The sequence below is a fragment of the Streptomyces sp. NPDC059567 genome (assembly GCF_042735655.1).
GTDB lineage: Bacteria > Actinomycetota > Actinomycetes > Streptomycetales > Streptomycetaceae > Streptomyces.
Genome location: NZ_JBHWBS010000090.1, coordinates 1 through 12,215, shown reverse-complemented (window position 1 = coordinate 12,215; position 12,215 = coordinate 1). Strand labels below are relative to the sequence as shown.

The window sequence follows — 12,215 nt, the reverse complement described above, 5'->3', positions numbered from 1 at the left end:
GGGGGCCCCGCCCGCGGCGCGGTCCGGGGCGCCGTCCGCGGCGCCGTCCGCGGCGCCGTCCGCGGCGCCGTCCGCGGCGCCGTCCGCGACGGCACCTGGTCGCGGACGGCCATCCGATCTAACGCCCGGTAGGGGCGGTTGCCTCGTACCACACCACATGGGCCGCCGCGTCGGCGACCGGTTCGATGATCTCCCACCCCTCGACGATCAGCCCCTCGGCCAACCGCCAGATGTCGACGCCGGCGATACCCGGCCCCGCGTCGCCCGCGATCCGGCGCCGCGAATGCATCATGACGTGATCGCCGTCGGCCATCACGTGATGGACCTCGACCCGCAGGTCGTCCAGCGGCACCGCGCGTACGGCGGCGAGCCATTCCGCCTTGGTGGACGAGGTCGAGTCCGGCCGGTGATGGACGAAGTCGTCACTCAGCAGCGGCGCGAGCGCATCGACGTCGCCCGTCCCGACCAGCTGCGCCAGCGCCCGTTCGACGATGCTCTTGTTCTCCGTGTCCGTGGTCATGGACGCAGTGTGTTCGGCGGTCGCGAGGCTTGTCGATGAACTCCGATGTCATGGCGTACGGCTCCGCGATGCGCGATCCTGGTGATCGTGTACACGGTCGGGGAGCTCCTGCGGCAGTGGCGGAATCGCCGACGGCTCAGTCAACTCGATCTGGCGATCGCCGCCGATGTGTCGGCTCGTCACGTCAGCCTGGTCGAGACCGGCAAGTCCCGTCCGAGCGCCGAGATGGTCCTGCGGCTCGCGGATCAGCTCGATGTGCCGCTGCGGGATCGCAACCAGCTGTTGCTCGCGGCCGGCTTCGCACCCCGGTACGCCGAGCGGCCGCTCGACAGCGACGCGCTGTCGGCGGCAGGGGACGCGATCGGGAGGGTGCTCCGGGCACACGAGCCGTACCCCGCGCTGGTCCTCGATCGGCGATGGAACGTCGTGATGACCAATCGCGCGGTCGATGCGTTCTTCGCGGATGTCGCTCCCGACCTGCTGCGTCCGCCGATCAACATGGTGCGGCTGGCGCTCGACCCGCACGGGCTCGCTCCGCGGCTCGTGAACCTGGCCGACGTACGCGCGGTGTTCCGCTCCCGCATCGCGCGTCAGCTCGCCACCGCTCCCGACGCGCAGCTCGGCGCGCTCTTCGAGGAGCTACTGACGCCCGAGACCGAGGAGACGACCAGCCTGGCGAGCGAATCCGACACCGTGCTCCCGATGATCTTCCGCTTCGGCGGACGAGAGGGAGCACTGCGGCTGTTCTCGACCACCACCACGTTCGGCAACCCGATGGACATCACGCTGGCCGAGGTCACGATCGAGTCGTACTACCCGGCGGACACGGAGAGCGCCGCCTACTTCACGGAAGCCGACGACTGACCTGGCTGCCCCTGCTGCCTGTACTTCCGCGCCGTCACGGCGCCTGTGGGAGGTGTCGGAGCGGCTGACCGGCGTGCGGTTCACCTATAAAGGGCGGATGGAAAGCGTCGAACGCTACGAGCTGACATTTCCGGTGTCGGGTGACTCCATCGTCGTCACCCGCACGGACCGCAAGGGCGCCGGCGGGCACCCGGTGTACGCCGACGAGACCGGCATCGTGCGGGCCGAGATCGACGAGCAGGGCAACGTACGGATACTGGCCAGCGGAGGCCACCAGAGTCACGACGTGCCCGTGCGCGCCGTCCCCTCGCCGTGACCTCCCGTCAGGCGTGGCCGCTCGGACGTCCGGCCGGACCTCGCCGGCCGCACGTGCCCCGTCACGCGTAGGGGTCGAACGGGATCCCGGCCGGCTTCGCCTTTGCCAGATGGCCGGGGAAGCTGCCGTCCTTCAGACCGAAGTGGGCGCTTCCGAAGTCGGCTTGGCTCAGCTTGTCGCGGAGTCCGGCGGGGTAGCCGTTCCAGCCGACCAGGGCGGGGAACTGCCACTGGTGCTCGTGGTTCTCCGGCGGCTCGTCATTGGAGTTGGCGGGCCGGAAGCAGTGCGTGCTCAGACCGTCCTTGTGGTAGACGACCTTGGCATGCGTCCCGTCCCAGCGGATCCGGTCGCGGCCGTAGGTGTTGAAATCGCCGTGGGCTGAGGTGGAGACGTACTGGGCCTGGTTGTTCTGGATCCACACCACGACGTGCTCCCAGTCGTGGCGGTGCCCGCCGAGTCCGCTGCCCGCCACGGCCTGGTCCTTCTCGAAGTAGAGGCCGTAGATGACGGCGCACCAGCCGTTGTTGCACTTCGAGCGCGCGTAGCCGTTGGTGTTGTCGAGGTCCCAGGAGTCCCTGCACTGGCCGTTGAGGGCCCCGGAAGGCTTGAGACCGCCGTTGACGGTTCCGTCCGGGCCGATGGCCGGTGTGGCGTAGCAGCCGTCCGTGTCGTAGTCGAAGGCGGGCTGGAACGTCCGCTCCAGCTCGTCCGCCGACGCGGGCAGCGCCGTGGGCGGCGCGGCGAGGGCGCTGCCCGGAACGGCGACGACCAACGCGATGCTGCTGCCGAGGATGAGCGAGACCCTGCGGATCCGCGAACTCGTCTTCACCTGTGTCCTCCTGACGGGCCGCCGTATGGGGGTGCGCGGCTGCGACTGACATGCCCATATCAGTCATGCCGTACCCCTGCGAACCTCGGAGGACCTTGCGATGGCCGTGCGATGAAGGACGGCCGAGCCCTCGCCGCGGGTCTCGCCCGCCGGCGGGTACGGTCGGTCAGACCTTGGCCCCGGACACGGGGTGCGAGGGGGCGGTGGTCCCGGGGGTGTCGGCCCCCGGGCGTACCGGGATGAGGATGGCGACCGCCGCCGCCGCGAGACCCACGGCGCTGCCGATCAGCAGGGCGGCACGGAAGCCGTCCTCGGAGGGCAGCAGATGGCCGCCGAAGTCCGTGGTCATCTGGGCCAGGACGACGCCCATCACGGCGGCCGAGACGGAGCTGCCGATCGAACGCATCAGCGTGTTGAAGCTGTTGGCCGACGCGGTCTCCGAGAGGGGGACGGCGCCCATGATGAGGGCGGGCATCGCGCCGTATGCCAGGCCGACGCCCGTGTTGCAGACGAGGGTGACGACGAGCAGGCCGCCGGTGGATCCCATGAGCGGCAGGGCGGACGCGTATCCGAGGGCGATGACCAGGCTGCCGGCGGCCAGGGTGACCTTGGGGCCGCGGGCGGCGGTGAGCTTGGCGCCGAGCGGGGCGAGGACCATCATCATCAGGCCCGCGGGGGCCATCCACAGTCCCATCGCCAGCATCGACTGGCCCAGACCGTAGCCGGTGGCCTCGGGCAGCTGGAGGAGCTGCGGCACGACCAGCGACTGGGCGTACATCGCGAAGCCGACCAGGATCGAGGCGCCGTTCGTCATCAGCACCTGCGGGCGGGCGGTGACGCGCAGGTCCACCAGCGGCTCGGCGGTGCGCAGCTCCCACCACCCCCAGGCCGGCAGCATGACGACCGCGGCGCCGAAGAGGCCGAGCGTGGTGGCGCTCCCCCAGCCCCAGTCGGAGCCCTTGGACACGGCGAGCAGCAGACAGACCAGGGCGCTGCCGAGACCGAGCGCTCCCGGTACGTCGAACCGGCCCGGGGCGGAGTCCGTCCGGCCGGCGGGGACGAGCAGCCCGATCAGCACACCGACCGCGAGGCTCAGGGCGGCGGCGACCCAGAAGAGCACGCGCCAGCTGGCGTTCTCGGCGACGGCCGCCGCGAACGGCAGGCCGAGCGCGCCGCCCACGCCCATGGAGGCGCTGATGAGGGCGATGGATCCGCCCAGCCGCTCGGCGGGCAGCACCTCGCGCAGCAGGCTGATGCCGAGGGGGACCACGCCCATGCCCATGCCCTGGAGGCCGCGTCCGACGATCATCGGAACGACGGAGGAGGACAGGGCGCAGACGACGGAGCCGAGGACGAGGGGCGCCACGGAGACGAGCAACATGCGGCGCTTTCCGTACATGTCGCCGAGGCGTCCCGCGACGGGAGTCGCCACCGCGGCCGCGAGGAGGGTCGCGGTGACCACCCAGGACGCGTTCGACGCGCTGGTGTCGAAGAGGCGCGGCAGGTCGCCGAGGAGCGGGACGACCAGGGTCTGCATGAGCGCGGCCACGATGCCCGCGAAGGCGAGTACGCCGACGACACCACCGGGGCGGGCGTCGGTCCTTGAGCTGTTCACGTGGTTCTCCCTCGGGGCTTGCTCGATGATGTGCATCGTACACATCAGATGCAGAGTACACATTGCATGTATCCTGCATATGAAGCAGCCGGTGGTTGGCGGACGGCCGTGCGGGGTTGGGAGGATGGCACCCATGGAAAAGCCCACGCACCTGATCGAGTTCGAGACCATGCTCGTCGGGCGGCACTCGCATCTGTTCAACCCCCGGACGCGCAGCACCGCCGGACGGCTCGATCGGAGCGCCTACGTCCTGCTCAGCCGCATCCGGATGGACGGGCCCATGTCCATCGGCCAGCTCAGCGAGGCGTTCGGCCTGGACGCCTCCACGCTCAACAGGCAGACCGCGGCCATGCTGAAGGCCGGGGTCGTCGAGCGCATCGCGGACCCCGACGGCGGCATCGCCCGCAAGTTCAGCATCACGGCCGAGGGCCGGCGCCGCCTCGACGCGGACCGCGCGGAGAACGTCCGCGGCCTGGAGCGGGTCCTCAGCGACTGGACGGCCGACGAGGTGGCCGACTTCGCCGCGTACCTCAGGCGGTTCAACAGCGACATCGAGCACCTCGAAGGCCGCCCCTGGCCGCGCCCGGACGCCACGCACCCGGTGTGAGGCGGTGTCCTAGACTCCGCCCCATGACGAGCGCGACGGCTGACATCAGCGAGGATCTGGCACCGACCGGCGTACTGCGGGCCTCGATCAACCTGGGCAATCCGGTCCTGGCCGCGGGCACGCCCGAGGCCCCGGCAGGGATCACGGTCGACCTCGCGCGGGAGATCGCCGCGCGGCTGGGGGTACCGGTCGAACTCGTCTGCTTCGACGCGGCGCGCAAGTCGTACGAGGCGATGGCCACGGACCGGGCCGACCTCTGCTTCCTCGCCGTCGAACCCGCCCGGGAGGCCGAGGTCGCCTTCACCGCCCCGTACGTCGTGATCGAGGGGGTGTTCGCGGTGGACCGGGACTCGGCCCTCACCACCGTCGCCGACGTCGACCGCGACGGTGTGCGGATCGGTGTGAAGCGGGGGTCCGCGTACGACCTCTACCTCTCGCGCACCTTGCGCCACGCGTCCGTCGTACGCGGCGAGGAGGGCGTGGACGTCTTCCGCTCCGAGGGACTGGAGGTCGCGGCCGGCATCCGGCAGCCGATGACCGAGTACGTCTCCTCCCGTCCCGGACTCCGGCTGATCGAGGAACGGTTCATGCAGATCCGGCAGGCCGTGGGCACGACCCTGTCCCGGCGGCCCGCGACCGTCCGGTTCCTGTCCGACCTCGTCGAGGAGCTGAAGGCCGACGGATTCGTCGCCGACGCACTGCGGCGGGCGCACCAGTCGGACACTCTCGTCGCGCCGCCTCAGAAGGGGTAACGGGCCTGCCGGCCGGCGATCGTGACCCAGCGGGTGTTGGAGAAGGACTCGATGCCCCAGCGCCCGCCGAAGCGCCCGTAGCCGGAGGCCTTCACGCCGCCGAAGGGAGCGTGGGGCTCGTCGGCGACGGACTGGTTGTTGATGTGCACGATGCCGGAGTGGACCCGGCGGGCGACCGCCAGTCCATGGGTCGCGTTCTCGGTGATGATGCCGCAGGTCAGCCCGTTCTCGGTGTCGTTGGCCAGGGAGACGGCCGTCTCGTCGTCGGCGAAGGTGTCGACCACGCACACCGGCCCGAAGACCTCCGCGTAGTACAGCTCCATCTCCCTGGTCACACCGCTGAGTACGGTCGGCGGGTGCACCGCGCCCCGCGGCTCGGTTCCGCCGGTCAGCACAGTGGCTCCCGCGGCGACCGCGTCCGCGACGAGCGCGGCGACCCGGCGGGCCGCGGCCTCGCTCACCAACGGCCCGATGACGGTGTCCGGGTGGCCGGGGTCGCCGGCCGGGAGCGCCGCCGCACGGGCGGCGAACCGCCGGGTGAACTCCTCGGCGAGACTGTCGTGGACGAGGAGGCGGTCGCCGGACATGCAGATCTGGCCGGCGTTCATGAAGACGCCGAACGTGGCCGCGTCGACGGCGTAGTCCATGTCCGCGTCGTCGAGGACGATCACGGAGTTCTTGCCGCCGAGTTCGAGGACCGCGGGCTTCAGGTGGCGCGCCGCGTGCGCGCCGATGAGGCGGCCGGTGTCGGTCGAGCCGGTGAAGTCGACCGCGCGGACCCGCGGATCGGCGATCAGCGTCTCGGCGATCTCGGGGGAGTCCTCGAGGGCGTTGGTCAGCACGTTGAGGACCCCGTCGGGCAGCCCGGCCTCGCGCAGCACGTCGGCGACGAAGAGCCCGGCGGCGATCGGCGCCCTCTCGCTCGGCTTCGCCACGACCGTGTTGCCGGCGGCCAGTGGGGCGGCGACGGCCCGTACGCCGAGGATGAGGGGCGCGTTCCAGGGCGCGAACGCGGCGACGACACCCAGCGGTTCACGCACCGCGAGTCCCAGCGCGCCCTCCTCCTGGGCGCTGAGCACCTCGCCGCGGGGCGCGGTGACCGCCGCCGCGGCCTCGCGCAGGATGTTCGCGGCGAGCCCCACGTTGAAGTGCGCCCACGGCCGCGTGCTGCCGGTCTCACCGGCCATGAGCGCGGCGGCCTCCTCGGTCCTGGCGTCGAGGAGGTCGGCCGCTTTGAGGAAGACCGCCCGGCGGGCGAAGGGGGCGAGCGCCGCCCATGCCGGAAAGGCCGCGTGCGCCGCGTCGACCGCCCGGGTGACGTCCTCGGGGCCGGCGGCGGCCACGGTCGCGTACACCTCGCCGGTGTACGGGTCGAGGTCCTCGGTGGTGCGACCGGAGGCGGCGGGCACCTCCCGGCCGCCGATCAGCAGCTCACGCGTGACGGCCACCGCGCGGCTACTCCGCGCCCGTGCGGGCGCGCGCCCCGAACGTCGTGCCGGTGCCCGCGCTCTCCGCGCCGCGGTCGTACCAGTAGTCCCCGGCGGTCATGCAGCGGGCGGGGTACCCCTGTCCGGGCGCGGCGACGGGCCCGGCCTCCCACGGAGCGGGGGCGTGCCGGCGGGCGGGGTCGTGGTGGGTGGGTCGATCGGTCATGGCGGCTCCTGGTCGTGACGACCTTCCCATCCTCACCCGTACGCCCTCCGCTCGCCTCGCGGCGCGGCCCCGGCGGCGCCCGGAGTCGACCGACCGGCCCACCGTCGTGCGCACTCGGTTCGGTCGACTCGGTCCCGTACGGCTCCTCCGATGGCGGCGCACCGTCCCACCCGGCTGTGACGCGGAAGGTCGAAGCCGCGGCGCTCGCGGCGACGGTACGACGTCAGAAGACGGAGAGCCCGGTGATCGTGGTGAAGCGGTCCAGGGCGGCGACTCCCGCGACCGAGTTGCCGCGTTCGTCGAGGCCGGGGCTCCATACGCACAGGGTGCAGCGGCCCGGGACGACGGCGATGATGCCGCCGCCGACACCGCTCTTGCCGGGCAGGCCCACGCGGTAGGCGAAGTCCCCCGCCGCGTCGTAGGTGCCGCAGGTGAGCATGACGGCGTTGACCTGCTTGGCCTGACTGCGGGTGAGCAGCCGTGAGCCGTCCGCGCGGATGCCGTGGCGGGCCAGGAAGCCGGTGGCGAGCGCGAGGTCGGCGCAGGACGCCTCGATCGAGCACTGCCGGAAGTACTCGCGCAGGAGGACCGGCACGGCGTTCTCGATGTTCTCGTACGAGGCCATGAAGTGGGCCAGCGCGGCGTTGCGGTCACCGTGCGCGGTCTCCGATGCGGCCACGTCCCGGTCGAAGTCGAGGTCCATGTTCCCGCTCTCCGCGCGCAGCAGGTCGAGCAGGCTGCCCGATGCGTCGCCCGTGAGGCTGTGCAGCCGGTCGGTGACGACCAGCGCGCCCGCGTTGATGAACGGGTTGCGCGGGATGCCGTGCTCGTACTCCAGCTGGACGAGGGAGTTGAAGGGATTGCCCGACGGCTCGCGTCCGACGTGCTCCCAGAGGACCTCGCCCTCCCGGGCGAGGGCGAGCGCGAGGGTGAACACCTTGGTGACGGACTGGGTGGAGAAGGGCTGCTGCCAGTCCCCCACCCCGTACACCGTCCCGTCGAGCTCGGCGACGGCCATGCCGAACCGGCTCGGGTCACCGACGGCGAGCGCCGGAATGTAGTCGGCGGGTCGGCCCCGGCCGACGAGATCCCCGATCTCCTCGGCGATGCGCTCGAGGACCGGCTGGAACGACAGCAACATGATCCTCATTGTGCCGCCGACCCGCGGCGGGTGACGCGCGGGGCGTACCCACGCGTGAGGTGCGGCCGTCACTCCGGTGACGGGAACCGGGCGGCGCGACGGGAAGTTCACTGATCATGGCTGTCATTCATCGCACCACCATGACCCCGACCAAGCTGGAGCTGTTCGCCGCCTGGCTGCCCTCCCGGCCGTGGTACGTCGCCACCGGGCGCGCACCGGAGCTCGCCAAGGCCGGGGGCTTCCGGCTCGACGACCCGCAGGGGGAGGTGGGCATCGAGTTCATGGTCGTCACGGACGGCTCCGGAGACCGGCCCGTCTCGTACCACCTGCCGCTGACCTATCGCGGGGCTCCGCTCGACGGCGCCCCCGCCGACGCCCTGGTCGGCACCTCCGAGCACGGTGTCCTCGGCAAGCGCTGGGTGTACGACGGGATCCACGACCCGGTCCTGGTGGACCGGCTGCTGGCGCTGCTCGAAGGCCGCGCCGAGCCGCAGGCGCAGAGCGAGACCGACACGCCGGACCGCTCCGTCACGGGACGGTTCGACGGAGACGGCCTCACGGCCGCGACCGGACCGGGCGCCGTCACCGAAGGACCGCACGGAACCGAACTCGCGGTACGGACAGCCGGGGACGCCCCGCTCACCCTCGCTCTGACAAGGGTGCTCCAGGAGGCGGACGGTCCGGCGGACGCACGGGGTCAGGTCACCGCCGAGTGGGAGACCCCGGACGGGAGCCGCGGCCGCGGCGCGTTCGTCGTCGTACGCGAGAACGCGGGCTGACCGAGAATCGGAGCGTCGGGGCCTGCGGGGCCTCGCCGCGTCGACCGGCGGTCAGTCCGGCACCGGGTCCCTGAAGCCCCGGCGCCGGGCAGCCGCCGGCCTGCAGCGCATCAGGCGAGCCACCGTCAGGCGAGCGCCCCGCCGTGCGCCGTGGCGGCTCAGTGCCTTGACGGCGTACGTGGAGCAGCTGGGCGTGTACGGGCAGCACGGCGGACGGCGTGGGCTGATCTCCTCGCGGTAGTACTGGACGGCCGTGTACATCGCGCCGGCAACGCGCCCGGTGGGGCGGCCGGATGACGGTCGCCGGCCTCCCGTGGGGCGCAACAGGGCCAGGAACAGAGCCGGAAGGAGGGTCAGCCACATGTCCGGGCAGCACTGCCGGGTCGCGACGCAGTGGTCGAGCATCCCGGAGCAGCAGCCCTCTTCCCCGTCCTCACGCCGCTTGCGTCGGCGGTCGCTTCGCCCGGGCTTCCTCGATGACGTCACAATGCCCCCTCCGTGTCCATCGGATGATATGCGTGGCACGATCTCGGGCCCGGCCGAGAGCCCGGCCGAGAGCCCGGCCGAGAGCCCGGCCGAGAGCCCGGCCGAGGGCATGGACGTGGGCATGGGCGTGGGCATGGGCGTGGGCGTGGGCGTGGGACGGGCCCGCCCGGAGGAGGGCGGGCCCGTCGAGAGCGGCGACCGGGGCGCCGTCGCGGCCGCCAGGCCGGCCGGGACGGGTGCGTAACCGGTCGGCCTGGTGGTGAAGGTGCCCCGGCCCTGGGTGCGGCTGCGCAGCCGGGACGCGTAGCCGAAGAGCTCGGCCAACGGCACGGTCGCGGTGATCACAGCCGTACCGGCACGTGCGGTGGAGCCGGAGACCCGGCCGCGTCGTGCCGCCAGGTCACCGAGCACCCCGCCCACGGCGCTGTCGGGCACCGTGACCGTGACCTCGACCACCGGCTCCAGGAGCGTCATCGCACTGGCGCGCAACGCCTCGCGGAGCGCGAGGCGGCCGGCGGTGCGGAACGCCATCTCCGAGGAGTCCTTGGAGTGCGTGGCGCCGTCGGTCAGCGTCACCCGGACACCGGTGACCGGATGGCCGCCGAGCGGGCCCTCGGCCAGGGCGTCGCGACAGCCGGCCTCCACCGCGCGGACATACTCCTGCGGGACCCGGCCACCGGTGACGGTGGACGAGAAGGCGAACTCCCCCGCCGTACCGGCGTCGGGGGCCAGCGCCGCCACGTCGAGGACGACGTGGGCGAACTGGCCCGAGCCACCGTCCTGTTTGACGTGCCGGTAGACCAGGTCGGAGACGCCGCGGACGACCGTCTCGCGGTAGGCGACCTGCGGCCTGCCGACGCCGAGGTCCAGGCCCTGGGCCCGGCGGATCTTCTCCACGGCCACCTCCAGATGCAGTTCGCCCATGCCCGACAGCACGGTCTGGCCGGTCTCGGGGTCGGTGCGGACCTTCAGCGAGGGGTCCTCCTCGACGAGCCGGGCCAGCGCCGACGCCAGCCGGTCGGTGTCGAGGCTTCTGCGGGCCTCGACCGCGACGGAGACGACCGGGTCGGCCGCGGTGGGCGGTTCGAGGAGCAGGGGCGCCGAAGGTGAGCACAGCGTGGCACCGGTCCTGGCGTCCTTCACTCCGACGACCGCGACGATGTCCCCGGCCTGCGCCCGGTCCACTTCGGTGTTCCGGTCGGCCTGCACCCGGAGGATGCGGCCGATCCGTTCGGTGCGCCGTGCGGCCACGTCGAGCACGACATCTCCCTTTCCGATCGTTCCCGCGTACACACGCAGGTAGGTCAGTCGCCCGGTGGCGGTCGAGTTCACCTTGAAGACCAGGGCGGCGAAGGGTGCCGCCGGGTCGGCGGCCCGCTCCTCCATCGCGCCGTCCGCGGTGGAGCCCTGGACCGGCGGTACGTCCAGTGGCGAGGGCAGGTAGGAGACGACCGCGTCGAGGAGCGGCTCCATCCCGCGGTTGCGGTAGGCCGATCCGCACAGCACGACCACGCCGTCCCCGGTCCGCGTGAGATCACGCAGGGCCGCGGTCAGCGTCGGCGCGGCGAGCTCCGAGCGCGCGCAGAACTCCTCGAGCGCGGCGGGATGGAGCTCTGCCACCGCCTCCTCGAGGGCGCGACGGCGATGTCGCGCCTCGTCCACGAGTGCGTCGGGCACGGGGCCCTCCGTGTACGTGTCGCTGCCCGGGGCCCAGACCAGGGCGCGCATGTGCACGAGGTCCACGACCCCCGTGAAGCCGTCCTCCTGACCGATCGGCAGCTGGACGACGAGCGGCACGGTGTGCAGCCGGTCCCGGATCGAGGCCACGGCGGTGTCGAGGTCGGCGCCCGCGCGGTCCAGCTTGTTGACGAACGCGATCCTCGGTACCTGGTGCCGGTCGGCCTGTCGCCAGACCGTCTCGCTCTGCGGCTCGACCCCGGCGACCGCGTCGAACACGGCGATGGCGCCGTCGAGGACGCGCAGCGAGCGCTCGACCTCGTCGGAGAAGTCGACGTGTCCGGGGGTGTCGATGAGGTTGATCCGGTGGTCGTCCCAGACGCAGCTGACCGCGGCGGCGAAGATGGTGATGCCGCGGTCGCGCTCCTGGGTGTCGAAGTCGGTGACGGTGGTGCCGTCGTGGACTTCGCCGCGCTTGTGGATGGCGCCGGTGAGGTACAGCATCCGTTCGGTGACGGTGGTCTTGCCGGCGTCGACATGGGCGAGGATGCCCAGATTCCGGACGCTGTTCAGGGAGTCGGGCAGGGGAAGGTGAAGGTGGGTACGCACGGCCCGGGGCCTTTCGAGGTGTTTCGAGAACAGGGCGGCGCGATTCCCGGACGAAGACGGCCCGGAAGCGGGCGGATCGAGCCCCCGGAGAAGGGTGGGCTCAGAAGTTCGTCACGGGCGTCCGATGGCGGCCGCGCAGCCGGCACCGGTCGGACCGGGACATCAGGATCACGTCGTACCGTGACGGGGAGACGACGGCGGCGATACGGCAACGCACGGTCGGCTCCCCTCGGTTCGCATGGTCGGGCACGCCGGGTTGCCGGCGGCACGTGAGTGAGTCTAGGGACCCGTCCGCGACGGCGACACCGATTTAGATCCCGTCCGTGCGGGCGTAAGGGGGCGCCGGCCGGCCCGGGCCGGGCCGGCC

General features: G+C 72.2%; 12 protein-coding genes and 1 pseudogene. 5 read left to right on the top strand and 8 right to left on the bottom strand.

All coding sequences use genetic code 11. The features are described from left to right. Positions 1-118 precede the first annotated feature (118 nt). A complete protein-coding gene (locus ACFVZW_RS29650; RefSeq protein ID WP_384527549.1) occupies positions 119-520 on the bottom strand; it encodes a nuclear transport factor 2 family protein in 402 nt (133 codons plus the stop codon). 87 nt (positions 521-607) lie between these two features. On the opposite strand from ACFVZW_RS29650, the gene ACFVZW_RS29645 reads away from it, so the two are divergent. Further along, positions 608-1,384 carry a helix-turn-helix domain-containing protein gene (locus ACFVZW_RS29645; RefSeq protein WP_384527547.1) on the top strand — a complete coding sequence of 259 codons (777 nt, stop codon included), beginning with the start codon at positions 608-610 and terminating at the stop codon, positions 1,382-1,384. A 97-nt stretch (positions 1,385-1,481) separates the two neighbouring features. Next, positions 1,482-1,700 carry a DUF6296 family protein gene (locus tag ACFVZW_RS29640; RefSeq protein ID WP_384527544.1) on the top strand — a complete coding sequence of 73 codons (219 nt, stop codon included), beginning with the start codon at positions 1,482-1,484 and terminating at the stop codon, positions 1,698-1,700. A 61-nt stretch (positions 1,701-1,761) separates the two neighbouring features. Here the strand turns inward: ACFVZW_RS29640 and ACFVZW_RS29635 are convergent, their stop codons facing one another. After that, positions 1,762-2,529: an NPP1 family protein gene (locus ACFVZW_RS29635; protein ID WP_384527541.1), complete on the bottom strand. Its 768-nt coding sequence runs from the start codon at positions 2,527-2,529 to the stop codon at positions 1,762-1,764. A gap of 166 nt (positions 2,530-2,695) precedes the next feature. Beyond that, positions 2,696-4,144, bottom strand: coding sequence for an MFS transporter (locus ACFVZW_RS29630; protein WP_384527538.1), 1,449 nt, complete (start codon positions 4,142-4,144; stop codon positions 2,696-2,698). Between the two features lie 133 nt (positions 4,145-4,277). Here ACFVZW_RS29630 and ACFVZW_RS29625 point away from each other — a divergent pair, with 133 nt between their 5' ends. Beyond that, a complete protein-coding gene (locus ACFVZW_RS29625; RefSeq protein WP_384527535.1) occupies positions 4,278-4,751 on the top strand; it encodes a MarR family winged helix-turn-helix transcriptional regulator in 474 nt (157 codons plus the stop codon). A 23-nt stretch (positions 4,752-4,774) separates the two neighbouring features. Further along, positions 4,775-5,503 carry a transporter substrate-binding domain-containing protein gene (locus ACFVZW_RS29620; RefSeq protein WP_384527533.1) on the top strand — a complete coding sequence of 243 codons (729 nt, stop codon included), beginning with the start codon at positions 4,775-4,777 and terminating at the stop codon, positions 5,501-5,503. On the opposite strand, the gene ACFVZW_RS29615 is transcribed toward ACFVZW_RS29620, so the two are convergent. The 3 genes from ACFVZW_RS29615 to ACFVZW_RS29605 form a co-directional block, all read right to left on the bottom strand. Beyond that, the gene (locus tag ACFVZW_RS29615; RefSeq protein ID WP_384527530.1) at positions 5,491-6,951 is read right to left on the bottom strand and encodes an aldehyde dehydrogenase family protein; all 1,461 of its coding nucleotides are present in this window, start codon (positions 6,949-6,951) and stop codon (positions 5,491-5,493) included. The two genes, ACFVZW_RS29620 and ACFVZW_RS29615, sit on opposite strands and share 13 nt — an antisense overlap. A gap of 7 nt (positions 6,952-6,958) precedes the next feature. After that, positions 6,959-7,156, bottom strand: a complete 198-nt coding sequence (locus ACFVZW_RS29610) for a hypothetical protein (RefSeq protein ID WP_384527527.1) — start codon at positions 7,154-7,156, stop codon at positions 6,959-6,961. Between the two features lie 223 nt (positions 7,157-7,379). Further along, a complete protein-coding gene (locus tag ACFVZW_RS29605; RefSeq protein WP_384527525.1) occupies positions 7,380-8,306 on the bottom strand; it encodes a glutaminase in 927 nt (308 codons plus the stop codon). A gap of 107 nt (positions 8,307-8,413) precedes the next feature. Between ACFVZW_RS29605 and ACFVZW_RS29600 the strand changes: the two genes are divergently transcribed. Beyond that, positions 8,414-9,076 carry a 1,4-alpha-glucan branching protein gene (locus ACFVZW_RS29600; protein ID WP_384527522.1) on the top strand — a complete coding sequence of 221 codons (663 nt, stop codon included), beginning with the start codon at positions 8,414-8,416 and terminating at the stop codon, positions 9,074-9,076. 51 nt (positions 9,077-9,127) lie between these two features. Here the strand turns inward: ACFVZW_RS29600 and yidD are convergent, their stop codons facing one another. Together yidD and fusA are read right to left on the bottom strand one after the other, a co-directional pair. Next, the gene (gene yidD, locus ACFVZW_RS29595) at positions 9,128-9,337 is read right to left on the bottom strand and encodes a membrane protein insertion efficiency factor YidD (protein WP_384527601.1); all 210 of its coding nucleotides are present in this window, start codon (positions 9,335-9,337) and stop codon (positions 9,128-9,130) included. A 441-nt stretch (positions 9,338-9,778) separates the two neighbouring features. After that, positions 9,779-11,848 (bottom strand): annotated as a pseudogene (gene fusA, locus ACFVZW_RS29590) (elongation factor G); the annotation flags it as partial. Between the last annotated feature and the right edge of the window lie 367 nt (positions 11,849-12,215).

Coding starts and splice junctions, on each gene's coding strand:
- yidD (WP_384527601.1), bottom strand. CDS start 9,337: ATGTACACGGCCGTCCAGTACTACCGCGAGGAGATCAGCCCACGCCGT.
- ACFVZW_RS29650 (WP_384527549.1), bottom strand. CDS start 520: ATGACCACGGACACGGAGAACAAGAGCATCGTCGAACGGGCGCTGGCG.
- ACFVZW_RS29640 (WP_384527544.1), top strand. CDS start 1,482: ATGGAAAGCGTCGAACGCTACGAGCTGACATTTCCGGTGTCGGGTGAC.
- ACFVZW_RS29605 (WP_384527525.1), bottom strand. CDS start 8,306: ATGAGGATCATGTTGCTGTCGTTCCAGCCGGTCCTCGAGCGCATCGCC.
- ACFVZW_RS29600 (WP_384527522.1), top strand. CDS start 8,414: ATGGCTGTCATTCATCGCACCACCATGACCCCGACCAAGCTGGAGCTG.
- ACFVZW_RS29625 (WP_384527535.1), top strand. CDS start 4,278: ATGGAAAAGCCCACGCACCTGATCGAGTTCGAGACCATGCTCGTCGGG.
- ACFVZW_RS29620 (WP_384527533.1), top strand. CDS start 4,775: ATGACGAGCGCGACGGCTGACATCAGCGAGGATCTGGCACCGACCGGC.
- ACFVZW_RS29610 (WP_384527527.1), bottom strand. CDS start 7,156: ATGACCGATCGACCCACCCACCACGACCCCGCCCGCCGGCACGCCCCC.